23 protein-coding genes are annotated in these 25,454 nt (G+C 72.0%); 11 read left to right on the top strand and 12 right to left on the bottom strand.

Translation table 11 applies throughout. The features are described 5' to 3' along the window. The first annotated feature begins 297 nt into the window (after positions 1-297). From pdhA to ACIGAQ_RS21955, 3 genes are read left to right on the top strand one after another with little or no spacing between them, the layout of a single operon-like run. Entirely contained in the window at positions 298-1,500 is a 1,203-nt protein-coding gene (pdhA, locus tag ACIGAQ_RS21965; RefSeq protein WP_311682478.1) for a pyruvate dehydrogenase (acetyl-transferring) E1 component subunit alpha, read from the top strand. 1 nt (position 1,501) lies between these two features. Continuing rightward, a complete protein-coding gene (locus ACIGAQ_RS21960) occupies positions 1,502-2,479 on the top strand; it encodes an alpha-ketoacid dehydrogenase subunit beta (protein WP_311682477.1) in 978 nt (325 codons plus the stop codon). Positions 2,480-2,498: 19 nt separating this feature from the next. Further along, a complete protein-coding gene (locus ACIGAQ_RS21955; protein WP_399785895.1) occupies positions 2,499-3,929 on the top strand; it encodes a dihydrolipoamide acetyltransferase family protein in 1,431 nt (476 codons plus the stop codon). A gap of 66 nt (positions 3,930-3,995) precedes the next feature. Here the strand turns inward: ACIGAQ_RS21955 and ACIGAQ_RS21950 are convergent, their stop codons facing one another. Continuing rightward, positions 3,996-4,895, bottom strand: a complete 900-nt coding sequence (locus tag ACIGAQ_RS21950) for a D-alanyl-D-alanine carboxypeptidase family protein (RefSeq protein WP_399785212.1) — start codon at positions 4,893-4,895, stop codon at positions 3,996-3,998. Between the two features lie 209 nt (positions 4,896-5,104). Here ACIGAQ_RS21950 and ACIGAQ_RS21945 point away from each other — a divergent pair, with 209 nt between their 5' ends. After that, positions 5,105-5,755, top strand: a complete 651-nt coding sequence (locus tag ACIGAQ_RS21945; protein WP_311682472.1) for a GntR family transcriptional regulator — start codon at positions 5,105-5,107, stop codon at positions 5,753-5,755. Continuing rightward, complete coding sequence (locus ACIGAQ_RS21940; RefSeq protein WP_399785209.1) at positions 5,752-7,065, top strand: nitrate/nitrite transporter; 1,314 nt, start codon at positions 5,752-5,754, stop codon at positions 7,063-7,065. Before ACIGAQ_RS21945 ends, ACIGAQ_RS21940 begins: the two co-directional genes overlap by 4 nt. 71 nt (positions 7,066-7,136) lie before the next feature. On the opposite strand, the gene ACIGAQ_RS21935 is transcribed toward ACIGAQ_RS21940, so the two are convergent. Both ACIGAQ_RS21935 and ACIGAQ_RS21930 read right to left on the bottom strand, forming a co-directional pair. Beyond that, the gene (locus tag ACIGAQ_RS21935) at positions 7,137-7,883 is read right to left on the bottom strand and encodes an SAM-dependent methyltransferase (RefSeq protein ID WP_399785206.1); all 747 of its coding nucleotides are present in this window, start codon (positions 7,881-7,883) and stop codon (positions 7,137-7,139) included. Positions 7,884-8,098: 215 nt separating this feature from the next. Further along, entirely contained in the window at positions 8,099-8,923 is an 825-nt protein-coding gene (locus ACIGAQ_RS21930; RefSeq protein ID WP_311682465.1) for a maleylpyruvate isomerase family mycothiol-dependent enzyme, read from the bottom strand. Between the two features lie 181 nt (positions 8,924-9,104). Here ACIGAQ_RS21930 and ACIGAQ_RS21925 point away from each other — a divergent pair, with 181 nt between their 5' ends. Next, entirely contained in the window at positions 9,105-9,902 is a 798-nt protein-coding gene (locus tag ACIGAQ_RS21925; protein ID WP_399785203.1) for a carbon-nitrogen family hydrolase, read from the top strand. A 20-nt stretch (positions 9,903-9,922) separates the two neighbouring features. Here ACIGAQ_RS21925 and ACIGAQ_RS21920 read toward each other — a convergent pair whose 3' ends face one another. Together ACIGAQ_RS21920 and ACIGAQ_RS21915 are read right to left on the bottom strand one after the other, a co-directional pair. Then, positions 9,923-10,414, bottom strand: a complete 492-nt coding sequence (locus tag ACIGAQ_RS21920; protein WP_362276031.1) for an LURP-one-related family protein — start codon at positions 10,412-10,414, stop codon at positions 9,923-9,925. Beyond that, the gene (locus ACIGAQ_RS21915; RefSeq protein WP_399785199.1) at positions 10,411-11,445 is read right to left on the bottom strand and encodes a GlxA family transcriptional regulator; all 1,035 of its coding nucleotides are present in this window, start codon (positions 11,443-11,445) and stop codon (positions 10,411-10,413) included. The genes ACIGAQ_RS21920 and ACIGAQ_RS21915 overlap by 4 nt, the downstream gene beginning before the upstream one ends. Positions 11,446-11,497: 52 nt before the next feature. Here ACIGAQ_RS21915 and ACIGAQ_RS21910 point away from each other — a divergent pair, with 52 nt between their 5' ends. Both ACIGAQ_RS21910 and ACIGAQ_RS21905 read left to right on the top strand, forming a co-directional pair. After that, on the top strand, positions 11,498-11,923 hold the full coding sequence (locus ACIGAQ_RS21910; RefSeq protein ID WP_399785196.1) for a cupin domain-containing protein: 426 nt from the start codon (positions 11,498-11,500) through the stop codon (positions 11,921-11,923). Further along, complete coding sequence (locus tag ACIGAQ_RS21905) at positions 11,920-13,737, top strand: NHL domain-containing thioredoxin family protein (RefSeq protein ID WP_399785194.1); 1,818 nt, start codon at positions 11,920-11,922, stop codon at positions 13,735-13,737. Before ACIGAQ_RS21910 ends, ACIGAQ_RS21905 begins: the two co-directional genes overlap by 4 nt. Positions 13,738-13,747: 10 nt before the next feature. On the opposite strand, the gene ACIGAQ_RS21900 is transcribed toward ACIGAQ_RS21905, so the two are convergent. The 4 genes from ACIGAQ_RS21900 to ACIGAQ_RS21885 form a co-directional block, all read right to left on the bottom strand. Beyond that, positions 13,748-13,999 (bottom strand): DUF6458 family protein, encoded by a 252-nt coding sequence (locus tag ACIGAQ_RS21900; protein WP_311682453.1) that lies wholly within the window; start codon positions 13,997-13,999, stop codon positions 13,748-13,750. Positions 14,000-14,110: 111 nt separating this feature from the next. Then, the gene (locus ACIGAQ_RS21895) at positions 14,111-15,409 is read right to left on the bottom strand and encodes a M18 family aminopeptidase (RefSeq protein ID WP_362276045.1); all 1,299 of its coding nucleotides are present in this window, start codon (positions 15,407-15,409) and stop codon (positions 14,111-14,113) included. Positions 15,410-15,483: 74 nt separating this feature from the next. Further along, positions 15,484-17,310 (bottom strand): acyl-CoA dehydrogenase, encoded by a 1,827-nt coding sequence (locus ACIGAQ_RS21890; RefSeq protein WP_399785189.1) that lies wholly within the window; start codon positions 17,308-17,310, stop codon positions 15,484-15,486. A gap of 140 nt (positions 17,311-17,450) precedes the next feature. Next, on the bottom strand, positions 17,451-18,257 hold the full coding sequence (locus ACIGAQ_RS21885) for an intradiol ring-cleavage dioxygenase (RefSeq protein WP_399785186.1): 807 nt from the start codon (positions 18,255-18,257) through the stop codon (positions 17,451-17,453). A gap of 121 nt (positions 18,258-18,378) precedes the next feature. Between ACIGAQ_RS21885 and ACIGAQ_RS21880 the strand changes: the two genes are divergently transcribed. Next, entirely contained in the window at positions 18,379-18,843 is a 465-nt protein-coding gene (locus ACIGAQ_RS21880; protein ID WP_094057835.1) for an SseB family protein, read from the top strand. A 60-nt stretch (positions 18,844-18,903) separates the two neighbouring features. Here ACIGAQ_RS21880 and ACIGAQ_RS21875 read toward each other — a convergent pair whose 3' ends face one another. Then, positions 18,904-19,644 (bottom strand): TetR/AcrR family transcriptional regulator C-terminal domain-containing protein, encoded by a 741-nt coding sequence (locus tag ACIGAQ_RS21875; protein WP_399785182.1) that lies wholly within the window; start codon positions 19,642-19,644, stop codon positions 18,904-18,906. Positions 19,645-19,775: 131 nt separating this feature from the next. Between ACIGAQ_RS21875 and ACIGAQ_RS21870 the strand changes: the two genes are divergently transcribed. Both ACIGAQ_RS21870 and ACIGAQ_RS21865 read left to right on the top strand, forming a co-directional pair. Continuing rightward, positions 19,776-21,275: an MFS transporter gene (locus tag ACIGAQ_RS21870; RefSeq protein ID WP_399785179.1), complete on the top strand. Its 1,500-nt coding sequence runs from the start codon at positions 19,776-19,778 to the stop codon at positions 21,273-21,275. Between the two features lie 171 nt (positions 21,276-21,446). Continuing rightward, positions 21,447-22,424 (top strand): pirin family protein, encoded by a 978-nt coding sequence (locus ACIGAQ_RS21865; protein ID WP_311682443.1) that lies wholly within the window; start codon positions 21,447-21,449, stop codon positions 22,422-22,424. A 6-nt stretch (positions 22,425-22,430) separates the two neighbouring features. On the opposite strand, the gene ACIGAQ_RS21860 is transcribed toward ACIGAQ_RS21865, so the two are convergent. Both ACIGAQ_RS21860 and ACIGAQ_RS21855 read right to left on the bottom strand, forming a co-directional pair. Beyond that, complete coding sequence (locus ACIGAQ_RS21860; protein ID WP_399785176.1) at positions 22,431-23,177, bottom strand: hypothetical protein; 747 nt, start codon at positions 23,175-23,177, stop codon at positions 22,431-22,433. 134 nt (positions 23,178-23,311) lie between these two features. Continuing rightward, positions 23,312-25,450, bottom strand: a complete 2,139-nt coding sequence (locus ACIGAQ_RS21855) for a SpoIIE family protein phosphatase (RefSeq protein ID WP_399785173.1) — start codon at positions 25,448-25,450, stop codon at positions 23,312-23,314. Between the last annotated feature and the right edge of the window lie 4 nt (positions 25,451-25,454).

Below are 25,454 nucleotides of genomic sequence, written 5' to 3'. Positions count from 1 at the left end.
CGTGACCTGGGTCACCGGGTTAACGTGCGGTAGCTCCGGCCTCCTGCAAGGCTGTGACCAGGGCCCCTTCGCCGCCTTCCCGATTTACTTGGATATCCAAGCAAAATCGCAGGTCAGGAGGGGTTTCACAGAAATGTGGCGCACTGGGTAACGTGCTTTCTGCAGGGCGCTCGCCGGGGCACCTGTCACGCCTGTTCCCGGCCGAGTGGCACCCACCCCGTGTCCCGTGGGCCGAGAACAGGTGAGCCGCACTGGCCTACCGGCAACCCCGGGGGCCGGACCGACGGAGGAGCACACGTGACCGTGGAGAGCACTGCCGCGCGCACACCGCGACGCAGCGCCGGAAGCAAGGCCGGCACCACCGGCACCAAGCGCACCACCCGCACCACCGCCAAGAAGGACGCCGGCGCGAAGGGCACCGAGCCCCAGCTCGTGCAGCTGCTGACGCCCGAGGGCAAGCGCGTCAAGAACGCCGAGTTCGACAAGTACGTCGCCGGTGTCACCCCGGAAGAGCTCCGCGGCCTCTACCGCGACATGGTGCTCACCCGCCGCTTCGACGCCGAGGCGACCTCCCTGCAGCGCCAGGGCGAGCTGGGCCTGTGGGCCTCGCTGCTCGGCCAGGAGGCCGCCCAGATCGGCTCCGGCCGGGCCCTGCGCGACGACGACTACGTCTTCCCCACCTACCGCGAGCACGGCGTCGCCTGGTGCCGCGGCGTGGACCCGACCAACCTGCTCGGCATGTTCCGCGGCGTGAACAACGGCGGCTGGGACCCGAACGGCAACAACTTCCACCTCTACACGATCGTCATCGGTTCCCAGACGCTGCACGCCACCGGCTACGCGATGGGCGTCGCCAAGGACGGCGCGGACAGCGCGGTGATCGCCTACTTCGGCGACGGCGCCTCCAGCCAGGGCGACGTGGCCGAGTCGTTCACCTTCTCCGCGGTCTACAACGCCCCGGTCGTGTTCTTCTGCCAGAACAACCAGTGGGCCATCTCCGAGCCGACCGAGAAGCAGTCCCGCGTGCCGATCTACCAGCGCGCCCAGGGCTTCGGCTTCCCGGGCGTCCGGGTCGACGGCAACGACGTGCTCGGCTGCCTCGCGGTCACCCGCTGGGCGCTGGAGCGGGCGCGCAGCGGTGAGGGCCCCACCCTCGTCGAGGCGTTCACGTACCGCATGGGCGCCCACACCACCTCCGACGACCCCACCCGCTACCGGGGCGACGAGGAGCGCCAGGCCTGGGAGGCCAAGGACCCGATCCTGCGCCTGCGCCGGTACCTGGAGGCCTCGGGCCACGCGGACGAGTCGTTCTTCGCGGAACTGGAGACCGAGTCCGAGGCGTTGGGCAGGCGAGTACGCGAGGCGGTCCGCGCCATGCCGGACCCGGACCACTTCGCGATCTTCGAGAACGTCTACGCGGACGGGCACGCGCTCGTCGACGAGGAGCGCGCCCAGTTCGCCGCGTACCAGGCGTCGTTCGCCGACGAGGGGGGTAACTGAGATGGCCGAGAAGATGGCACTGGCCAAGGCGATCAACGAGTCGCTGCGCCGCGCCCTGGAGTCCGACGACAAGGTCCTGATCATGGGCGAGGACGTCGGCAAGCTCGGCGGCGTCTTCCGCGTCACGGACGGCCTGCAGAAGGACTTCGGCGAGAGCCGCGTCATCGACACCCCGCTCGCCGAGTCGGGCATCGTCGGCACGGCGGTCGGCCTGGCCCTGCGCGGCTACCGCCCGGTGGTGGAGATCCAGTTCGACGGCTTCGTCTTCCCCGCGTACGACCAGATCGTCACGCAGCTCGCGAAGATGCACGCCCGCTCGCTGGGCAAGGTCAAGATGCCCGTCGTCGTGCGCATCCCCTACGGCGGCGGCATCGGCGCGGTCGAGCACCACTCGGAGTCCCCCGAGTCGCTGTTCGCGCACGTGGCGGGCCTGAAGGTGGTCAGCCCGTCGAACGCCTCGGACGCGTACTGGATGATGCAGCAGGCCATCCAGAGCGACGACCCGGTGATCTTCTTCGAGCCCAAGCGCCGCTACTGGGACAAGGGCGAGGTCAACACGGAGGCCATCCCGGGCCCGCTGCACAAGGCCCGGGTGGTCCGTGAGGGCACCGATCTGACGCTGGCCGCCTACGGCCCGATGGTGAAGCTCTGCCAGGAGGCCGCCGACGCGGCCGCCGAGGAGGGCAAGAGCCTGGAGGTCCTGGACCTGCGCTCGGTCTCGCCGATCGACTTCGACTCGATCCAGGCGTCGGTGGAGAAGACCCGCCGCCTGGTCGTGGTCCACGAGGCGCCGGTGTTCTTCGGCTCCGGCGCGGAGATCGCCGCCCGGATCACGGAGCGCTGCTTCTACCACCTGGAGGCCCCGGTGCTGAGGGTCGGCGGCTACCACGCCCCGTACCCGCCGGCCCGCCTGGAGGAGGAGTACCTGCCGAACCTGGACCGGGTGCTGGATGCCGTCGACCGCTCGCTGGCGTACTGAGGAGAGGGTCGTGACGACGATGACGGAAGCGTCCGTGCGCGAGTTCAAGATGCCCGACGTGGGCGAGGGGCTCACGGAGGCGGAGATCCTCAAGTGGTACGTCCAGCCCGGTGACACGGTCACCGACGGGCAGGTCGTGTGCGAGGTCGAGACGGCGAAGGCGGCCGTCGAGCTGCCCATCCCTTACGACGGGGTGGTGCGGGAGCTGCACTTCCCGGAGGGCACCACGGTCGACGTGGGCACGTCGATCATCGCGGTCGACGTGAGCGGCGGCGCCGCCCCCGCGCCCGTCGCCGAGCCGCAGCCTGAGGCCGCCGAGGCCGCGGCGGAGCCGAAGCCGCAGGGCTCCGGCCGCCAGCCGGTCCTCGTCGGCTACGGGGTGGCGACCTCGTCCACCCGCCGCCGCCCCCGCAAGGGCCCGGAGGTCCCCGTCCAGCAGGCCTCGACGGCGATCCAGACGGAGCTGAACGGCCACGCGCCGGCGGCTCCGGCCGCGAACGTCCCGGCCCCGGCGACCGTTCCGGCCCCGGCCGGCGCGGACCGCCCGCTGGCCAAGCCGCCGGTCCGCAAGCTGGCCAAGGACCTGGGCATCGACCTGACGACGGTCGTGCCGACCGGCCCGGACGGCATCATCACCCGCGAGGACGTGCACGCGGCGGTGGCCGCGGCCACCGCCGCGCCGCAGGCGACCGAGCCGGCGCCGGCGCCCACGCCCGCCCCGGCCGCCGCCCCGGCCTCCTACGACACCGCGCGCGAGACCCGCGTCCCGGTCAAGGGGGTCCGCAAGGCGACGGCGGCGGCGATGGTCGGCTCGGCGTTCACCGCGCCGCACGTCACCGAGTTCGTCACGGTCGACGTGACGCGCACGATGAAGCTGGTCGAGGAGCTGAAGCAGGACAAGGAGTTCGCGGGCCTGCGCGTGAACCCGCTCCTGCTGATCGCCAAGGCCCTGCTGGTCGCGATCAAGCGCAACCCGGAGATCAACGCGTCCTGGGACGAGGCCGCTCAGGAGATCGTGGTCAAGCACTACGTGAACCTGGGCATCGCGGCCGCGACCCCGCGCGGCCTGATCGTGCCGAACATCAAGGACGCCCACGCCAAGACGCTGCCGCAGCTGGCCGAGTCGCTGGGCGAGCTGGTCGCCACGGCGCGGGAGGGCAGGACGTCCCCGGCGGCCATGCAGGGCGGCACGGTGACGATCACCAACGTCGGCGTCTTCGGGGTCGACACGGGCACGCCGATCCTGAACCCGGGCGAGTCCGCGATCCTCGCGGTCGGGGCCATCAAGCTCCAGCCCTGGGTCCACAAGGGCAAGGTGAAGCCCCGTCAGGTCACCACCCTGGCCCTCTCCTTCGACCACCGCCTGGTCGACGGCGAGCTGGGCTCGAAGGTCCTGGCCGACGTGGCGGCGGTCCTGGAGCAGCCCAAGCGGCTGATCACCTGGGCGTAGCCGGCGCACACACGAGGAAGGGGGCTCACCGCCGACGCGGTGAGCCCCCTTCGCCGTCGAGCGGTCCTACTTGGTGAAGCCGTAGTTGAGCAGCTTCGTCGCGTCCGACTTGCGGGCCGTCGCGCTGGTCGAGGCCAGGACCGTGCCGATGACCGTCTTGCCGTTGCGGGTGGCGGCGAAGACCAGGCAGTAGCCGGCCTCCGGGCCAGAGCCGGTCTTCACACCGATCGCGCCGGAGTAGCTGCTGAGCAGCGGGTTGGTGTTCTCCCACGGCGCCATCGTCCGCGTGCCGCCGGACTTGGTGGTCGTCTTGGCCGTGTACTTCTTCGTCTTGACGACCGTGCGGAACGTGGAGTTCTTCATCGCCGCGCTGGCGAGCTTCGTCAGGTCGCGCGGCGTGGAGTAGTTGGCGCCCTTGCCGATGCCGTCGAACGAGTCGAAGTGGGTGTTCTTCAGACCCAGGCTCTTGGCGGTGGTGTTCATCTTGCCGATGAACGACTTCACGCGCGCCGACCGCGTCGAACCCGAGCCGAACTTGTCGGCGAGGGCGTACGCCGCGTCGCAGCCGGACGGCAGCATCAGCCCGTACAGCAGCTGGCGGACGGTGACCTTGTCGCCGACGATCAGCTTGGCGTTGGACGCCCAGTTGTTGTCGACGATGTAGTCGCTGTACGCCTTCTGGACCGTGACCTTGCTGTCCAGGTTGAGGTTCGACTGCTTCAGCACCACCAGCGCGGTCATGATCTTGGTGGTGGAGCCGGTCGAACGGCGCGTGTCGGCCGCCTTGGTGTAGAGCGACTTGCCGGTCGCGTTGTTCATCACGTAGCCGCCCTTGGCGGCGATCGAGGGCGTGGCGGCGGCCTGCGCCTGCGTGGTGGTGAGGGCTCCGGTCGCGAGCATGGCGCCGGTGGTCACGGCGACGGCCGCGGCTCTGCGGAAACGGGTGCCCTTAATGCCGGTTATCAAGTCAAGTACCCCGATTGCGTTGAATGCCCCAACGGTGCGGCCGAGTTGAGGACGAGGGGAAAGGGGGCCGCACGTGTCTGACTTGTAAGTAGCACAGTTGGTTGTGCTCACACCGGGCGGGACCCCTGCTTTGCCACAGATGTGTGACATACAAGTCCGCATACTGGACGGATGCATCCATGCGCACGTGATGTATCTATGCTGTCCGCATGACCCTGGCCGTGAAGCAACCTCCCGCCGCCGACCGCGTCTACACCCACGTCAAACAGGGCGTCCTGGAGCGCCGCTACGAGGGCGGGACGCTCCTCACCGAGGGCGAGCTGGCCGAGGCCGTCGGGGTCTCGCGCACGCCCGTGCGCGAGGCGCTGCTCCGGCTGGAGGCCGAGGGTCTGATCCGGCTCTACCCCAAGAAGGGCGCCCTGGTCCTGCCCGTCTCCGCGCAGGAGATCGCCGACGTCGTGGAGACCCGGCTGCTCGTCGAGGAGCACGCGGCGCGCAAGGCCGTGCCGGCACCCCCCGGGCTCATCGAGCGCCTGGAGGAGCTGCTGGCCCGCCAGAAGAGGCAGGCCGCCGCCGGCGACCTCGCCGGGGCCGCCGTCACCGACCGCTGCTTCCACGCCGAGATCGTCCGCAGTGGCGGCAACGAGATCCTCTCCCGCCTCTACGACCAGCTGCGCGACCGTCAGCTGCGCATGGGCGTGGCCGTGATGCACTCCCACCCCGACCGCATCGCCAAGACCCTCGCCGAGCACGAGGAGATCCTCGACGCACTGCGCGCCGGGGACGCCGAGGCGGCCGTCGGGCTCGTCCACCGGCACGTCGGCTGGTTCTCCCACCTGGCCCGGGGGGAGGTCCGATGAGCTCCCCCGCGCTGCCCGGCGACCCTCCCGCGGAGGGGGCACCCCCAGGCGGGCGGCGGGCCCTGGCCGTCTGGGGCGTGGGCGTCTCGGTCTACTTCGTCGCGGTCATCTTCCGCACGTCCCTGGGCGTGGCCGGCCTGGACGCCGCCGACCGCTTCCACGTCAACGCCTCGGCCCTGTCCACCTTCTCCATCCTCCAGCTGCTGGTCTACGCGGGCATGCAGATACCCGTCGGCCTGCTCGTCGACCGGCTCGGCACCAAGAAGGTGCTGGCGCTCGGCGCGGTGCTGTTCACGGCCGGGCAGCTGGGCTTCGCGTTCTCCCCGTCGTACGGCATGGCGCTCGCCTCCCGGGCGCTGCTCGGCTGCGGTGACGCCCTGACGTTCATCAGCGTGCTGCGGCTGGGCACCCGGTGGTTCCCGGCCCGGCGGGGGCCGCTCGTCGCGCAGTTCGCGGGTCTGGTGGGCATGGCGGGCAACCTCGTCTCCACACTCGTCCTGGCCCGGCTGCTGCACGGCGTCGGCTGGACCGCCGCCTTCGCGGGCAGCGCCGCCGCGGGAGCCGTGGTGTTCGTGCTGGTCCTGCTGTTCCTCAAGGACCACCCGGAGGGCCACGAACCGCAGCCGGTCCCGCACCGGGGCGCGGCCTACGTACGGCGCCAGATCGCCGCCTCCTGGCGGGAGCCGGGGACGCGGCTGGGCCTGTGGGTGCACTTCACCACCCAGTTCCCGGCGATGGTGTTCCTGCTGCTGTGGGGCCTGCCGTTCCTGGTCGAGGCGCAGGGGCTGTCCCGGGCGACGGCCGGTGAACTGCTCACGCTGGTGGTGCTGTCCAACATGGTCGTCGGCCTGGTCTACGGCCAGATCATCGCCCGGCACCACGGGGCCCGGCTGCCGCTCGCGCTCGGCACGGTCGGCACGACGGCGGCCCTGTGGGCGGCGACGCTGCTCCACCCCGCCCCGCACGCCCCGATGTGGCTGCTGATCACCCTGTGCGCGGTACTCGGGGCGTGCGGGCCCGCGTCGATGATCGGCTTCGACTTCGCCCGCCCGGCGAACCCGCCCGAGCGGCAGGGCACCGCCTCCGGCATCACCAACATGGGCGGCTTCGTGGCGTCCATGACCACGCTGTTCGCGATCGGCGTGCTGCTGGACGCCACCGGCGACGACTACACGGTCGCCTTCTCCGCCGTCTTCGTGCTCCAGGCGCTCGGCGTCACGCAGATCCTGCGGCTGCGCAGGCGGGCGGCGCGGCGGGAGCGGGAGCGGCTGGTGGCGAGCCGGGTGGAGACCGTGCACGTCCCGGCGTAGTCACCCGGCCGCCTGGTCACCCGGCCGCTTGGTCACCCGGTCGCCTGGTCACCCGGTCGCCTCTCACCCGGTCAACGGGCCGTCACGGGCACGAGCGTGAGGTACGCGAGCCCGAGGACGCCGCGGTAGGTGAGCCAGGCGGTGCGGTGCCGGTCGGCCCGCCGCCGGGTCTCCTCGGCCTGCGGGTGGCCGGGGTGCTCGGCGAGCCACACCTCGGTGTCCGCCAGGTACGCCGACTCGAACGCCTCCCACTCGTCGAGGCTCGCGGTCTCCGCCCACTCCGGCCGGAACCCCGCCGCGATCACCAGGTCGATCAGGCCCGGCAGGCCGGGGTGGTCGGTGGCGGCGGCGCCCGGCCACATGCGGGACAGTTCGGCGGCGGTCGGCGTGCGCTGCCAGAAGCCCTCGCCGAGCAGGACCCGGCCCCCGTCGGCGACGAGGCGGCGGAGCGCGGCGAGCGCCTCGGCCGGACCGCTGCCGAGGGCTTGGCTCGCGCCCACGCACAGCACGAGGTCGGCCGGGCCGTGCGGCGTGCCGGTGGCGGACTCCTCCAGGAAGCGGACCCTGGGGGCGAGGCCGCGGGCCTCGGCGGCCTGCCGGCCGCGCGCCAGGTCCTCGGCGTCGAGGTCGATACCGATGCCCGTCGCCCGCGGCACGGCGGCCAGGAGGCGCAGCATGAGCTCGCCCCGGCCGCAGCCGATGTCCAGGACGGTGCCCGTGGCGTGTGCGGCGAGGCGTCGTACGAGGGCGTCCGCCCGGGTCTCGGACAGGGGGCCGTGGAAGGTGAGGCGGCCGGAGCGGCCGGGCGGTGAGGTCATGGCAGGGGACGCTACGGCGGGCGACGGGACGCCGGCACGGGATTTTCCGGAGCCAGGAGCCGGGAGCCGGGAGCCGGGAGCCGGGAGGCGGGTGCAGGGGGCGGGGTGTCGTGCCGGGGCCGGGTGGGTGCGCAGCTCGGTGCGCCGAGGTGCCTCTCCCGAGCCCGCACTCTCGGCTCCCCATCACCCCGGCGGCACGCCTGCCCGCGGCCGGGTCACTGCGTCACCGTGAAGTTGCGCAGGATCGCCGCCGTGAGGTCCGGGTCGCCCTCCGTCTTCAGCCGGTCCGAGACCGCCTCGGGCGTCACCCGGCCGCAGGCCAGGCGGACGTAGGTCTCCCAGTCGAGGGTGAGCGTGGCGGCCGGTCCCAGGGCCGGGGCCGTCTCCAGGGTGCCGCGGCCGTTGATGTCGACGCGGATCGTGCGCAGGAACTCCACCGGGCCGTGCACGTCGAAGACGATCGCCGAGCTGCGCGGCGCCTGCGCGTCCTCCGCCACCACGCGCGGGAGTTCACCGAGCAGCACGTCCCGGGTGACGTGCGCGCCGGGGGAGTCGAGGTTGCCGGGCCGGCCGAGGGCCGTGCGCAGGTCCTGCTCGTGCACCCACACCGCGAAGGCGTGCCGCCGCATGGAGTCCTCCAGCGTGAGCTCCGCCCCGAGCGGCCCGCGCACCTTCGCGCCCGGGTCACGCGAGTCGTTGCGCAGCTGGCGGTTGCGGCGGATGATCACGTACTCCAGCTCGGAGGTCATCTCCGGCGCCGTGTGGTGCCGGCGGACGTCGACCTGCATCTCCATGTAGCGCTGGTGGTCGTTGGTGACGTGGAACAGGTCCCGCGGCAGCGTGTGGATGGGGCGCGGGTCGCCGAGCATCTCGCAGTCCAGGCCGATGACGTGGGAGACGATGTCCCGCACCGACCACCCCGGGCACGGCGTCCGCCGGTTCCATTCGGCCTCCGCGAGCGGCTGGACCAGCTCGGATATCGCTTCGATGGAGTGGGTCCAGGCGTCGGCGTAGGGCTGGAGGGTGGGATGCAGACTCACGGAACGGGACCCCTCGGCGGTCGGTGCACGGGCAGGTGGTGGCGGCGTTGCCAGTGGGAGGTGGCGGCTGTCGGCGGGCGTCTTGCGAGCTAAGTTACGCTGCTGTGAGGCACCCCGGCAGTGCTTTCGTGTGACGATCGTAGGCCCGTGTGGACGGCTCGAATGCCAGGACGGTGGTAGTGTGCGCGCCTCTGTGATCCAGATCGCCGTAGACGAGGGCGAATCGGTCGAATCGCGCCGCCGGCGGGCGGCCTCCCTGGTCCGGGACCAGGCGGGCGCCGACCTCGTCGTCCTGCCGGAGCTGTGGACCACGGGTGCGTTCGCCTACGACGCGTTCGGCACGGAGGCCGAGCCGCTCGAAGGGCCCACCTACGAGGCGATGGCCAAGGCCGCGAGCGACGCGGGCGTCTGGCTGCACGCCGGCTCCATCCCCGAGCGGGACCCGGACGGCCCCCTGTACAACACCTCCCTCGTCTTCTCGCCCTCCGGCGACCTGGCCGCCGCCTACCGCAAGATCCACCGCTTCGGCTTCGACAAGGGCGAGGCCGTGCTGATGGGCGCGGGCGGCGAACTGGTGACGGTCCGTCTGCCCACGACGAACCTGGGCCTTGCCACCTGTTACGACCTCCGCTTCCCCGAACTCTTCCGCGGGCTCGTCGACGCCGGGGCCGAGACGCTCGTGGTGTCGGCGGGCTGGCCCGAGCGCCGCCGGTCCCACTGGACGCTGCTGGCCCGGGCCCGGGCCGTGGAGAACCAGTCGTTCGTGCTCGCGTGCGCGACGGCCGGGACACACGCCGGGGTCCCCCAGTCCGGCCACTCGATCGTGGTCGACCCCTGGGGCGAGGTGCTGGCCGAGGCCGGTGCGGACGAGGAGGTCCTCACCGTGGAGTTCGACCCGGGGAAGGTCGCCACCACCCGCGAGCAGTTCCCGGCACTGAAGGACCGGATCCTGGGACTCCAGCCGCCGCGCAGGCCCTGACCGGGCGTGACCGGGCGTCCTCAGTCCTCCCGTTCCTTCTCCGCCAGGTGGATCACGCACACCGCCACCGCGATCAGCAGCGCCGGGTCCGCGTCCTCGCGCACGACGTCCACGCCATAGGTGTCCCGCAGCGTCAGCCACCGCCGGGAGATCACCGCGAGCAGCTCACCGTCGTACTCGACGGCGAACTCCCGGTCCAGGATCCTGCCGCTGACGTCCAGTTCGCTGCCGTCGGCCAGGGACACCCGGTAGTGGTTGCGCAGCAGGGACAGCCGCTTGCGGCGGATGGTCGCCAGCGGCTCACCGGCCCGCTGGAGCACCATCGTGTCGCGCAGGGCGAGCATCTTCTGGTGGATGTCGACCAGGACGTGGCCCTGGGGGTCCTTCAGCTCCCAGGTGTCGCGCAGGCGCAGGGCCTTGCCGTCGACGAGGAACACCTTGGCGCCGTGCTCGTCCTCGATCCAGTAGTCGTCACCGAAGCCGAGGAGCCGGTCGTACACGAGGAATCTCATGGGACCAGGGCTTCCCCGCCGCCGCCGCCGAAACGCCGCCGATAGGCCGACGGGCTGAGCCCGGTCGCCCGCCGCAGCCGCGCCCGCAGGTTGGCGGCCGTGCCGAGACCGCTCCGGGCCGCCACCACCTCCAGCCGCTCCTCGCCCCGCTCGATCAGCCGGCAGGCCAGCGCCACGCGCTCGGCCGTGAGCCACGCCAGCGGGGTCGTGCCGAGCTGGGCGCGGAAGCGGCGGTGCAGCGTGGCGGGGCTGACCCGCGCGCGGGCGGCCAGGTCCGCCACCGTCAGCGGCTCGGCCAGCCGCTCCTCGGCCCACGCCAGCAGCGGCGCCAGGGACGCGTCCCGCACGTCGGGCACCGGCCGTTCCACGAACTGCCGCTGCCCGCCGTCCCGGTGCGCGGCGAACACCAGCCGGCGCGAGACGTGGTTGGCGATCTCCGCGCCGTGGTCACGGCGCCAGACGTACAGCCCGAGGTCGAGCGCGGCCGCGCTGCCCGCCGCGGTGAGCACGTCGCCCTCGTCGACGAAGAGCACGTCCGGCTCCAGCAGCACCCGCGGGTGCAGCCGTCGGAAGGCGTCCGCCCAGCGCCAGTGCGTCGCCGCCCGCCGGCCGTCCAGCAGTCCGGCCTCGGCGAGCGCGAAGGTGCCCGTGCAGAAGCTCACGACCCGGGTGCCCCGCGCGTGCGCGCGCCGGATGGCGTCCAGGACGGCCGGGACCCGGGGCACGACGTTGTCCGGACGGCCGGGCACCACCAGCGTGTCCGCCCCGTCCACGGCGTCCAGGCCCGGGACGCCGGTGAGCGTGCAGAAGCCGTGGTTCATCCGGATCTCCGGCGCGGGCCCGCACAGCGTCACCTCGTACAGCGGCCCCGGCAGCCCCAGTTCGGGCCTCGGCAGCCCGAACAGCTCGGTGGCCACCCCCACCTCGAAAGGGTTGGTGCCCTCGTCCACGATCACGGCGACCCGGTGGGGGCGCTGCGCGGTCCTCCGCAGCGGATGCGGGTGCGGGCGCTGCGACGATCCTTGCGACATGTGCGATTCCTAGCACTCGTGCGGACCGCCCGGAACCCCGGAGGATCACCTCATGACTCCGGAACCCGTCTCCCTCGCCCACGCCCTGGCCTCCTTCTCCGACCACTGGAGCCCGCGCATCGTCACCGCCGTCAACGACTACGACGTCCGGATCGCCAAGGTCGAGGGCGAACACGTCTGGCACGTCCACGACCACACCGACGAGTTCTTCCTCGTCCTCGACGGCGAACTCCGCATAAACCTGCGCGAACCGGCCGGCGAGCGCACGGTCGTCCTGCCCGCGGGCAGTGTCTTCACCGTCCCGCGCGGCACCGAGCACCGGCCGTACGCACCCGTCCCGACCGCGATCCTGATGTTCGAACCCACCGGCACCCTCACCGTCGGCGACCGCCACGACGAGGTACCGGACCACGTGGACGCCACGACCGGTCACGCCCTCGACCGGGCGCCGGAGCCGGATGACACCCTGGGGTCATGAACGACGCCGCACCCCGACGCGCCCGCGTCCGCGCCCCCGAACTGACCGGCAAGGGCGGCTGGCTGAACACGGGCGGACACCGGTACAGCCTCACCGACCTGCGCGGACGCATCGTCATCCTGGACTTCTGGACCTTCTGCTGCATCAACTGCCTGCACGTCCTGGACGAGCTGCGCGAGCTGGAGGAGAAGCACCGGGACACGGTCGTCGTCATCGGGGTGCACTCCCCGAAGTTCGCGCACGAGGCGGAGCACGGGGCGGTCGCCGACGCCGTGGAGCGCTACGGGGTGGAGCACCCGGTGCTCGACGACCCGGAGCTGGCCACGTGGAAGCAGTACGCCGTGCGTGCCTGGCCGACGCTCGTGGTGATCGACCCCGAGGGGTACGTCGTCGCCCAGCACGCCGGTGAGGGGCACGTGCACGCCATCGAGCGGCTGGTCGGGGAGCTGGAGGAGGAGCACACCGCCAAGGGCACCCTGCGGCGCGGCGACGGACCGTACGTGGCGCCGGAGCCGGAGCCCACGGTGCTGCGCTTCCCGGGCAAGGCGGTGCTGCTGCCGGGCGGGACGTTCCTGGTGAGCGACACGACCCGGCACCGGCTGGTGGAACTCGCCGCGGACGGGGAGAGCGTGGTGCGCGTATTCGGCGCCGGCACCCGGGGCTTCGCCGGCGGGTCCGCCGCCACGGCAACGTTCAGCGAGCCGCAAGGGCTCGCCCTTCTCGACGACGGGTCGGTGGTCGTCGCCGACACCGTCAACCACGCCCTGCGGCGACTGGACCTCGCCACCGGCGAGGTCACCACCCTCGCCGGCACGGGCCGGCAGTGGTGGCGGGGCTCCCCCACCTCGGGCCCGGCCCGCGAGGTCGACCTGTCCTCCCCCTGGGACGTGGCCTGGTGGCGGGGCCGGTTGTGGATCGCCATGGCCGGGGTCCACCAGCTGTGGGCGTACGACCCCCAGGAGGGGACGGTGTGCGTCATGGCCGGGACGACCGACGAGGGGCTGGTCGACGGACCCGGGGAGGAGGCCTGGTTCGCGCAGCCCTCGGGCCTCGCCGCCACGCCCGAGCGGCTCTGGCTCGCCGACTCGGAGACGTCCGCGCTGCGCTGGGTGGATCCCGACGGCTCGGTCCACACCGCCGTCGGCCAGGGCCTGTTCGACTTCGGCCACCGGGACGGCGCCGCCGCGCAGGCCCTGCTCCAGCATCCGCTGGGCGTCACGGCCCTCCCCGACGGCTCGGTCGCCGTCAGCGACACCTACAACCACGCCCTGCGCCGCTACGACCCGGCGACCGGTGAGGTGACGACCCTGGCCACGGACCTGCGCGAGCCCAGCGACGCCGTGCTGGACGGCGACGACATCGTGGTCGTGGAGTCGGCACGGCACCGGCTGACCCGGCTGCGGCTGCCGGAGGAGGCGGTGAAGGTCCCGGACGTGACCCACCGCACCCGGCGGGAGCCGACCGAGGTCGCCCCGGGGCGGCTGCGGCTGGACGTCGTCTTCCAGGCCCCCGCGGGGCAGAAGCTCGACGACCGCTACGGCCCCGCCACGCGGCTGCTGGTCTCGTCGACCCCGCCGGAGCTGCTACGCGAAGGCGAGGGCGCGGGGACGGAACTGCCCCGCGCCCTCGACCTGGATCCCTCCGTGCCGGAGGGCGTGCTGCACGTCTCCGCGATGGCCGCGTCCTGCGACGACGACCCGGCCGTCGAGTTCCCGGCCTGTCACGTCCATCAGCAGGACTGGGGCATGCCGGTGCGCCTCGCGGGGACGGGGACCGGCCGGCTCTCCCTGGTGCTGGCCGGGACGGACGCCTGATCGTCCGGCGTCACACCCCGTACCCGCCGTTGTAGCCGTCGCGGCGCTGGTGGGCGGCCGGGTCGTCGACGACGCCCGCCGACGGTGGCACGACCACGCGCCTGCGCCGGTAGATGCTGCTGAAGACCGTGACGCCAATCAGTCCGACGATCATGAAAATGACTCCGACCAGGTCGAGGTTGACCCCCTCCATGTCCCAGTCGGTCGCGAACGTGAGGATGGCTCCCACGGCGATGAGGATGATGCATCCGCCGAGGCCCATGTGTGTCGCCTCCCTGTACGGTCCGGTCGGTCCGGTCCCGGAACACCGGGTACCCCGGGGGCGAACACCCATGCGGCCGCGGCCCGTTCCACCTCCGCGGGACGCCGCCGGCTACCGCTCCAGAAACGCCGTCAGGGCGTTCGCCAGCAGGAACGGGTCGTCGGCGCCGCACAGTTCGCGGACGCTGTGCATCGACAGGATGGCGACGCCGATGTCGACCGTCCGGATGCCGTGCCGGGCGGCGGTGATCGGGCCGATCGTGGTGCCGCAGGGCATGGAGTTGTTGGAGACGAACGACTGGAACGGCACGTCCGCCGCCTCGCAGGCCGCCGTGAACTCCGCGCGGCCCGAACCGTCCGTGGCGTAGCGGTTGTTGACGTTGACCTTGAGGATCGGGCCGCCGTTGACGCGCGGGTGGTGCGTCGGGTCGTGCCGCTCCGCGTAGTTGGGGTGGACGGCGTGGCCCGTGTCCGAGGACAGGCAGACGGTGCCGGCGAAGGCGCGCGCCCGGTCCTCGAAGGAGCCGCCCCGTGCGAAGACCGAGCGTTCCAGCACGTTGCCGAGGAGCGGCCCGTCCGCGCCGGTGTCCGACTGGGAGCCGTTCTCCTCGTGGTCGAAGGCGGCCAGGACGGGGATGGACGCCGGCTGCGAGGACGACGAGGCGACGGCGGCGAGCGCGGCCGTGCCGGCGTGCACCGAGAGCAGGTTGTCCATGCGCGGTCCGGCGAGCAGTTCGCGGTCGCGGCCCAGGTAGGCGGGCGGTTCCACGGAGTGCGTCATCAGGTCCCAGCCGGTGACCTCGCCCGCTGGGATGCCGGCGGTCTCCTCCAGGAAGGCGATCAGGTCGCCGTCGCGCACGTCGCGGCCGAGACCCCACACGGGCTGCATGTGCCGCTGCTTGTCCAGCTTGAGGCCGTCGGCCGTCACCGAGCGGTCCAGGTGGATGGCGAGCTGCGGGACGCGCAGCAGCGGCCGGTCCACGTCGACCAGGCGCGTGGAGCCGTCGCGCAGGGTGAGGCGGCCGGCGATGCCGAGGTCGCGGTCGAGCCAGGAGTTGAGCAGCGGCCCGCCGTAGATCTCCACGGCCACCTGGCGCCAGCCGTGCGCCCCGGTGTCGGGGAGCGGCTTGACGCGCAGGTTGGGGGAGTCGGTGTGGGCGCCGACGATGCGGAACGGCGTGTGCGGCGCGGCGCCCTCCGGCACGTACCAGGCGACGATCGCGCCGCCGCGCAGTACGTACTTGCCGCCGCTCGTCCCGTCCCAGGCGTCCGTCTCGGCGACCTGCCGGAAGCCGGCCTTCTCCAGCCGCTCGGCGGCGTTCGCCACGGCGTGGTACGGCGTGGGGCTGGCCGCCAGGAAGGTCATGAGGTCGTCGGTGTGGCCGCGGTCGAAGCGCGCTGGTTCGGTCATGCCTTCACCTTAACGACGGACGAGGGCCCGTTCCCGGTGCAGGGGAACGGGCCCTCGTGCGAAGGGCGTGCGGATCAGAACGCGGCCTCGTCCAGCTCCATCAGGTCCAGCTCGACGCCCTCGGCGACCTTGCGGGCCAGCGTGACGCCCGGCAGGACGTTGGCGGCGAAGAACTTCGCGGCGGCGATCTTGCCGGTGTAGAAGGCCTTGTCCTTGGCGGAGGCGGTCTCCAGCTTTTCGGCGGCGATCGCGGCGCCCTTGAGCAGCAGGTAGCCGACGACGACGTCACCGGAGGCCATCAGCAGGCGGGTGGTGTTCAGCCCGACCTTGTAGATGTTCTTGACGTCCTGCTCGGTGGCCGCGAGGTCGGTCAGCATCAGGCCGACGATCGCCTCCAGCTCCACGGCCGCCTTGGCCAGGTGCTCGCGGGCGCCCGCCAGCTCCTCGCCGCCGGTGCCGAGCGCCAGGAACTTCTTGATGTCCTCGGCCAGGGAGTTCAGCGCGGCGCCCTGGTTGCGGACGATCTTGCGGAAGAAGAAGTCCTGGCCCTGGATGGCCGTGGTGCCCTCGTAGAGGGTGTCGATCTTGGAGTCCCGGATGTACTGCTCGATCGGGTACTCCTGGAGGAAGCCGGAGCCGCCGAAGGTCTGCAGCGACTGGGCGAGCTGCTCGTAGCCCTTCTCGGAGCCGTAGCCCTTGACGATCGGCAGGAGCAGGTCGTTCAGCGCGTGCTCGGCGGTGGCGTCCTCGCCGGCGGCCTCCTTGATCTGGATGGCGTCCTGGATCGAGGCGGTGTACATCACCAGGGCGCGCATGCCCTCCGCGTACGCCTTCTGCGTCATCAGCGAGCGGCGCACGTCCGGGTGGTGGGTGATGGTGACCTTGGGCGCGGTCTTGTCCATGAAGTTGGCCAGGTCCGGGCCCTGGACGCGCTCCTTGGCGTACTCCAGCGCGTTCAGGTAGCCGGTCGACAGCGTGGAGATCGCCTTCGTGCCGACCATCATGCGGGCGAACTCGATGATGCGGAACATCTGGCGGATGCCGTCGTGCTTGTCGCCGATCAGCCAGCCCTTGGCGGGGTGCTGGTCGCCGAAGGTCATCTCGCAGGTGTTGGAGGCCTTCAGGCCCATCTTGTGCTCGACGTTGGTGGCGTAGACGCCGTTGCGCTCGCCCAGCTCGCCGGTCTCGAAGTCGAAGAGGTACTTCGGGACGAGGAACAGGGACAGGCCCTTGGTGCCGGGTCCCGCGCCCTCGGGGCGGGCCAGCACGTAGTGGAGGATGTTCTCCGACATGTCGTGCTCACCGGAGGTGATGAAGCGCTTCACGCCCTCGATGTGCCAGGAGCCGTCCTCCTGCTGCACGGCCTTGGTGCGGCCGGCGCCCACGTCGGAGCCCGCGTCGGGCTCGGTGAGGACCATGGTGGAGCCCCACTGCTTCTCCGTGGCGATCTTGGCTATGTGCTTCTGGACCTCGTTGCCCTCCTCGAAGAGGATGCCGGCGAAGGCCGGGCCCGAGGAGTACATCCACACGGCCGGGTTGGCGCCCAGGATCAGCTCGGCGTAGGCCCAGATGAGGGAGCGGGGCGCGGTGGTGCCGCCGATCTCCTCGGGCAGGCCGAGGCGCCAGTACTCGGAGTCCATGAAGGCCTGGTAGCTCTTCTTGAAGGACGCCGGGACCGGGGCGGTGCTGGTCTCCGGGTCGAAGACCGGCGGGTTGCGGTCGGCGTCGGCGAAGGACTCGGCCAGCTCGTTCTCCGAGAGGCGGGTCAGCTCCTCCAGGATGCTCTTGGCGGTCTCGACGTCCATCTCCTCGAACGGGCCGGTGCCGTAGACCTTGTCGCGCCCGAGTACTTCGAAGAGGTTGAACTCGATGTCGCGGAGATTCGACTTGTAGTGCCCCATGGCGACGGCTCCCGGCTCCGTAGAGAGATCGGCGAGGCACTGGATCCTCGCGCTAGTTCACGTACCAACAAGTAGCTACACATGATGCTACCCGTCGGTAATAAGAGGCAACCCCGATCCGGTCATCTGTGACGCGTGGCTCATACCGGCACGGTCAGCGACGCCCTGAAGCCCTCGTCCACGCCGCCCATGACCGTGGCGAGCTGCTGGTCGTGGCCGTCGCCGAAGACGCCGTCCGTCTCGATCGACAGACCGCTCAGGTGCGTCACGCTCCGCTCGTAGCCCTCCGTCGCGTACACCGCCTCGCAGACCTCCCGGGGGAAGGCGAGCTGCGAGGTGCCGGTGACCGAGCCGGCCGCCGTGGCGTCGGCGAGGCTGCCGAAGACCTCGAAGTGGACGTGCGGCCAGCGGCCCTGGTAGCAGCCGGGGAAGACGCTGGTGAACGTGGCCCGGCCCTGGTCGTCCGTCTCCTGCACCCCCCGCAGATAGTTCTCCTCGGTGACCCCGTCCGAGTACAGGGAGTAGGCGCCGGCCCGGTCGCAGTGCCAGACGTAGACGGCCGCGCCGCGCTTCGGGGTCCCGCAGCCGGAGGCGGCGTCCACCACCGTGAGGGTGACCGTCAGCGGCACCCCCCGCGCGGTGCCGCCCGCGGACCGGCCGAAGCTGCGGGTGATGTCGCTGCGCACCACGCCGCTCTCCTTCAGCACGTTCACCCCGTTCGAGCCGTCCCCGGGGAAGGGCCCGGCCGTCTCCTGCGGGATCTCCGCGCACGCCGGCCCGGAGGGCGAGGCCGACGCCGGGGGCTTGCCGTCGGCGGTGCAGCCCACCAGCGGGACCAGGCCCGCGCCCGCCATCAGCCGGATCATCCTGCGCCGCGCGAGCACGGGCAGGTCGTGGGTCAGGCCCCGGTCGTGCTCGTGCGGGCCCTCGTCGTGGCGTCCGTCCATGACTCGACGCTACGAGCGGTGGCCCCGGCGATCCACGGGCCCGCGGCTGTCAAGTCGCTGTCGGTTTCCGGGGGCCGGATACCGGCCCGCCCGCCCGGCCGCTCTCGGTACGCTTGCGCTCATGTACGGCTACGACCAGACAGCGGGCCCGCAAGCGCAGTACGCCCCTCCGCAGCAGCCGATGTCCGGCGGGTACGGGCAGCAGCCGCCGCTGTACCCCGAGCCGTCCCCGCCCTCCCTCGCGGACGCCGTGCGCGCGTTCACCACGGGACAGATGGCGGCCGAGGACTTCCAGCAGGTCTTCGCCACGTCGAAGGTGTACTGCCCGCGCGGCGACAACCCCGGTTTCCTCGCCCTGCACAACACGCAGCAGCCGGTGATCCCGATGTTCAGCACGCTCAAGGAGCTGCGCCGGTACGCGGGCAAGGAGTCCAAGTACTTCGTGATCACCGGTGCCGAGGTGCTGGACCTGCTGCCCACGGGCTACGGCTTCGTCCTCGACATGGAGGGCGAGCACCGCATGGTGTTCGACGCCAAGGCCGTGGAGCAGATGGTCGAGTTCGCGATGCGCCGGATGTATGGCTAGACGCCATCGCTCTGCGGACGGCCAGACGCCATCGCTCCGCGGGCGGCTGAACCCGCGCCGTCAGCTCCTCGGCAGGCGCAGGGCCAGGCCGTCCAGGACGACGTCCAGGCCGTAGGCGAACTTCATGTCGCGCAGGGCGGCCGGGTCGGTCGTGGCCTCCTCGACCTCCGCGTGCGGAACGGCCAGGTGGGCGTGGCCGGCGGCGGCCCGCTGGGCCGCGGGCATGAGACGGGCGATGAGGTCGGCCTCGGTCTCGCCGGAGCGGGCGACCGTGGTGAGCCAGGCGGCCTCCGTGCTGCTCATGCCCATGACGTACGAGAAGACGGTCTCGATCGCACGGCTCGGCTCGGGGAATCCGGCCGCCGTGAACAGCGCCGCGAGCCGCTCGGAGAAGTTCATGTAGTTCGGGCCCAGGTAGGCGAGCCCGGCCTGGCCCAGCACCAGTGGCAGCCAGGGATGGCGTAGCGCCGTCCTGCGGAAGGACCGGGCGGCCTCGGTGACCGCCTCCCGCCAGTCGGGACTGTCCGCCGGCGGGACGTGGACCTCGGCGGTCACCTCGTCCACCGCCAGTTCCATCAGCTCGTCCTTCGTCGCCACGTGCCGGTACAGCGAGGTCGCGCCGGCGTTCAGACGGGCGCCGAGCTTGCGCATGCTGAGCGCCTCGACACCGTCCGCGTCGAGCATGGCGATCGCCTCGCGCACGATCGCGTCCCGGCTGAGCGCGGGCTGGTCGGCACGGCGCTGCTCACGGGCCCACACGGACGGGATCGGGTTCCCGTCCGGCGTCCTGCTCCTGCTCATCGCGGCTCCTCCGGGCCTCGTGCGAACGGCGTGCGCGATCAGCGTACAGAACTCGTCCGTTGCGAACGGTGTTCCGCTGTGCGTACAGTGTTCGCATCGATGGAACGGTGTTCGCAGGAGGGGAAGAGGACATGGACGCTCGCCATCCACGCCGCTGGTGGATCCTGATCGTGCTGTGCCTGAGCACGCTGGTGCTCGTCGTCGACAACATGGCGCTGACGGTCGCGGTGCCCGCGCTGACCGAGGACCTCGGGGCGAGCGCCCAGGAGACGCAGTGGATCCTCGACTCCTACGTCCTGGTCTTCGCCGGGCTGCTGCTGACCTCGGGGAGCCTCGGGGACCGGTTCGGGCGCCGCAGGGTCATGCTGGTCGGGCTGCTGCTGTTCGGGGCGGCCTCGCTCGGGGCGGTGTTCTGCGCCACGCCGGGTGAGCTGATCGCGGTGCGCATCGCGATGGGCGTCGGCGGGGCGCTGATCATGCCGTCGACGCTGTCGATCCTGATCACCGTCTTCGACGAGGACGAGCGGCCCAAGGCGATGGCGGCATGGGGCTCGGTGTCGATGCTGGGGCTGGTCGGCAGCCCGGTCCTCGGCGGCGTGCTGATCGACCACTTCGCCTGGCAGGCGATCTTCCTGATCAACGTGCCGATCGTCGGTCTCGCGCTGCTGGCCGGCGTGCTGCTGATGCCGGAGTCGAAGGCGCCCTGGCAGAAGCCGGACCCGCTGGGCGCGGTGTTGTCGGCGGTGGGCATGACGGCCCTGGTCTGGTGGATCATCGAGATCCCGCAGCACGGCGCCTTCGAGGGCCGTTCCCTCCTCGTCCTGGCCGGCGCGGTGGCGGCCCTGGCCGGCTTCGTGGTCTGGCAGAACGTCACGGGCGCGCCGATGGTCCCGCTGGTCCTCTTCCGGCACCGCAACTTCAGCGGCGGCTCGCTCTCCCTGGCCCTGGTCCAGATCGGCAACGCCGGGCTGTTGCTGGTGCTGACGCAGTACCTCCAGTTCGTGCTCGGCTGGTCCGCGATCAAGGCGGGCCTGGCCTTCCTGCCGCTGGCCGTGGCCGCGCTGGCCGGCAACGCGGCCGGGGCACAGCTCGCCGTGAAGGCGGGCAACCGGTTCGTCATCCTCGGCGGGATGCTGCTGATGGCCGTCTCCTTCGGGCTGCTGACCACGCTCACCGCCGACAGCGGCTTCACGGTCCCGGCCGTGGCGCTCGGGATCCTGGGCCTGGGGGCCGGTCTGGCCATGCCGGCCGCCGTGGCCGCGCTGATGGGCACCATCCCGGAGGAGAAGGCGGGCGTCGGCTCCGCCCTCAACGACACCATCCAGCAGTCCGGCACCGCCCTCGGCATCGCGATCCTCGGCTCGCTGCTCTCCAGCGGCTACGCCGACGCCATGCCGGCCGGTGCCCCCGGGCAGGCCAGGGAGTCCATCGGCGGGGCGCTCGCCGTCGCCGGCGGGGACGCGGGCCTGGTGCGGGCGGCCCGGGAGGCCTTCACCGCCTCGATGTCGACGACCTTCGCCATCAGCGCGGTCGGCGTCCTGGCCGCGGCGGTCGTCGCCACGCTGGTGATGCGGGACCGGAAGGCCGACGTGGTCGAGGCCGAGAACAAGGAGGTCCAGCCGGCCGCCTGAGGGCGATGGGCCAGGGCCGGTATCCCCCCGGGGGGTACCGGCCCTCGCGCGGTGCCGGTCCGGCGTGGTTCGCTTCGCCGTCGCCCGGGAATGCCCTCCCGGTTTTCTCTGTTTGGGGTGGCAGAAAGTTCAACGCTCAACTAAAGTGGGCGTACACGAGGAGGAACCGACATGCCTGCTGTGACCGTCGAGAACCCGCTGACGCTGCCCCGCGTGACCGCTCCCGCCGACGCCGTGGCACGTCCCGTGCTCGCCGTCACGACCGCCCCGAGCGGTTTCGAAGGCGAGGGCTTCCCGGTGCGCCGGGCGTTCGCGGGGATCAACTACCGCCACCTCGACCCGTTCATCATGATGGACCAGATGGGCGAGGTGGAGTACGCGCCGGGAGAGCCCAAGGGCACCCCCTGGCACCCGCACCGCGGCTTCGAGACCGTCACCTACATCATCGACGGCATCTTCGACCACCAGGACTCCAACGGCGGTGGCGGCACCATCACCAACGGGGACACCCAGTGGATGACCGCGGGCTCGGGCCTGCTGCACATCGAGGCCCCACCGGAGCACCTGGTGATGTCCGGCGGGCTCTTCCACGGCCTGCAGCTGTGGGTGAACCTCCCGGCCAAGGACAAGATGATGGCCCCCCGCTACCAGGACATCCGCGGCGGCTCGGTCCAGCTGCTCACCACCCCCGACGGCGGCGCGCTGCTGCGGGTCATCGCCGGTGAGCTGGACGGGCACCAGGGTCCGGGCATCACGCACACGCCGATCACGATGATCCACGCCACGCTGGCGCCGGGCGCGGAGCTGACCCTGCCCTGGCGCGAGGACTTCAACGGCCTGGCGTACGTGCTGGCCGGGCGCGGCAGCGTCGGCACGGACCGCCGGCCGGTCCACACGGGCCAGACCGCGGTCTTCGGCGCGGGCTCCTCGCTGACCGTCCGCGCGGACGAGAAGCAGGACTCCCACACGCCGGACCTGGAGGTCGTCCTGCTCGGCGGGCAGCCGATCCGCGAGCCGATGGCGCACTACGGCCCGTTCGTGATGAACACCAAGGACGAGCTCATGCAGGCCTTCGAGGACTTCCAGAAGGGCCGCCTGGGCACGGTTCCGGCCGTGCACGGCATGACCGAGAGCGGTCCGCAGGACTGACGGCCGTCACTGCGCCTCGGAGTTCTCCCAGGTGGTGACGTCCATGGTGACGGACGACAAGCCGTTGTCGTCCGTCTGCCAGCCGAGGACGGTCAGGGAGGCGACCCGGTTCTCGTCGGTGAGCACGCAGGCGGTGAGGCCCTTGCGGATGTTCTTCCGGTCGATGGTGAAACCGAAGTCGGTGGCCGCGGCGCAGCTCCCGGCGGTCGCCGGCCCCTCCACGGTGGCGAGATCGCCGTTGTCGCCGGTGATGGACCAGCCGTCGTTCTGCGACATCGAAGAGGCGATGTCGGAGAACCGGTTGGTGAAATCCAGGTCCAGATTGCCCGCGGACCGCAGCACCACCTTGCGGTGCTCGCGCACGGCCACCCCGCCCGCGTCGGTGTCGGCCGCCGGGGCCGCGGCGCCCGGCGGGGAGGCGGACGGACCGGAGGCGACGGGCGCCGGCGGCGCCGTGGAGCCCGTGGTCGCGGACGCCGTGCCCGGGCCGGCGGTCGCGGACGTACTCGGCGTCACGCTCGTGCCCGGTCCGGCCCCCGCGCCGGACGGGGTGCCCCGGCCGTCGAGCCACAGGTAGCCCACCACGCCCAGCACGGCCACCACGGTGACGGCCACCATCGCGGTGGCGGGGCCCTTGTACGACAGGCGTCCCAGCTTCACCTGGGCGGAGGGATCGCGTCGGCCGCCGCCCTCGTACGACACCGAGAAGGAGGACCTCTTGCCCCGGTCCTCCCGGGATGCGGACTTGCCCATGCGAATTCCTTGCCTGCGGTCGGGATGCGGCCAGGGGACTTATCGTGCAGGCGGTGTGAAGGGCGTCGTCGTCACTCACTCGGCGGTCACGCGAAAGGGTGTATCGGGCTCGCCGTGTTGACGGCGGGGCCCGGTCACGGCGACCAGGAACCGTCTCCCGAGCCGTTCACGGACTCGTAGAGCTCGAACCAGATGCTCTTCCCCTCGCCGCGCGGGTCGACGCCCCAGGCGTGCGCGAGCAGTTCGATCAGCACCAGGCCGCGGCCGGAGGACGCCAGCTCCCCGGGCCTGCGCTTGTGCGGCAGATCGTCGCCCGCGTCGGTGACCTCGATGCGCAGCCGCCGCTCCCCCACCTCACCGGTGATCTCGGTGACCAGCAGTGCGTCGGAATCGGTGTGCACGAGGACGTTCGTCAGCAGCTCGGACACCAGCAGCACGGCGGAGTCGACCTGGTCGGGGGAGGCCCAGTCGTGCAGCAGCTCCCGCTGCTGCTGCCGGGCCACCGCGATCCGCTCGGGCTCGGCCTGGGCGACCGTCTGCACCGAGCGACGCACCGGCGGTGCCGCCGCCATGGTGTCGCCGCAGCCGCAACCCTCGCCGTCCCGGCTCAGCAGCAGCATCGCGATGTCGTCCTCGCGGCGGTCGGCCAGCGGACCGGTGGTGTGGTGCGAGGACGGCCCGTGCACGGCCTGCACCAGGGTGTCGGCGAGCTCCTCCAGATCGCCCTTGTGCTCCTCCAGGATCACGCGCAGCCGCCGCCAGCCGCTGTCCAGGTCGTGACCGCCGGTCTCGATCAGGCCGTCCGTGCAGATCAGCATGGTCTCGCCGGGCTCCAGCGCGAGCCGGGTCGTGGGGTAGTCGGCGTCCGGGTCGATGCCCAGCGGCAGGCCGCCCGAGGTCGGCCGGGTCAGCACCGTGCCGTCGGCCATCCGGATCGCCGGATCCGGGTGCCCGGCCCGGGCGATGTCCAGCAGCCCCGAGGCCGGGTCGACCTCCACGTAGACACAGGTGGCGAAGCGCGGGTCGTAGGGGTCCTCGTCGCTGATGCCGTGCAGGAAGCGGGAGGCGCGGGAGAGCACCGCGTCCGGGCGGTGGCCCTCCGAGGCGTAGGCCCGCAGGGCGATCCGCAGCTGGCCCATCAGCCCCGCCGCCCGCACGTCATGCCCCTGGACGTCCCCGATGACCAGAGCGAACCGCCCGCTGGGCAGCGGGATCACGTCGTACCAGTCGCCGCCGACCTGGAGGCCGCCGCCGGTGGGCACGTAGCGGGCGGCGACGCTCATGCCCGGGATGCGCTGCGAGCCGAGCCTCGGCAGCATCGTGCGCTGCAGCCCGTCGGTCAGGGCCCGCTCGCTCTCGGCCACCCCCGCGCGGGTCAGCGCCTGCGCCAGCATCCGCGCCACCGTCGCCAGCACGGACCGCTCGTCCGGGGTGAACGCGACCGGGTAGGTGAACGCCGCCATCCACGCGCCCATCGTGCGCCCCGCCACGGTCAGCGGCAGGAACGCCCAGGACCGGCGGCCGAACCGCTCGGCGAGCGGCCAGGTCAGCGGATAGCGGGCCTTGTACTGCTCGGGCGAGGAGAGATACAGGGCCCGGCCGGTCCGCACCACCTCGGCGGCCGGGTAGTCCGTGTCCAGCGGCATGTCCGAGAAGGGGCTCTCCGTGCCCCGCTGCTGCCCGTGATGGCCGATGACCGTCAGCCGGTCGCCCTCCACGCCGAACACCGCCAGCCCGTCCGGGGAGAAGCCGGGCATCGACAGATTCGCCGTGACCCGCAGGACCTCCTGCGTGGAACGCGCCTCGGCCAGGGCCCGTCCGGCGTCCAGCAGGAACGCCTCCCGGGAGCGCCGCCAGTCGCCGGTGACCGCGCTGCGCCCGGCGGGGGTGCCCGGCGTCGGCTCGGTGACCTCCTGGAGCGTGCCGATCAGCACGTAGGCCTTGCGGGCCCGGTCGAAGGCCGGCTTGGAGCGGCTGCGCACGACCCGGACGACCCGGCCCATCTCGTCCATGATCCGGATCCGCACCTCCGCGAGGGTCCCCTCGGCGACGGCCAGCTGGATCACGCCGGTGATCTCGTTCCAGTCGACCGGATGCAACCGGGCCCGGGCCTGGGCCTCGGTGAGGGTGACCTGCTCGGCGGGCAGCCCGAGCAGCCGTGCCGCCTCGGCGTCGACCGTGACCAGCCCGGTGGCGGTGTCCCAGTGCCACAGGCCGGTCGCGAGGGCGGCCAGTGCCTCCCCCACGGCGGGCAGGGGCTCGCCAGTGCGCATTGCC

It is taken from the genome of Streptomyces sp. NPDC085932 (assembly GCF_044540525.1).
Lineage (GTDB): Bacteria > Actinomycetota > Actinomycetes > Streptomycetales > Streptomycetaceae > Streptomyces > Streptomyces levis.
Note: the sequence above shows the minus strand (reverse complement) of the source record. Positions and strands in the feature narration are given on the sequence as shown.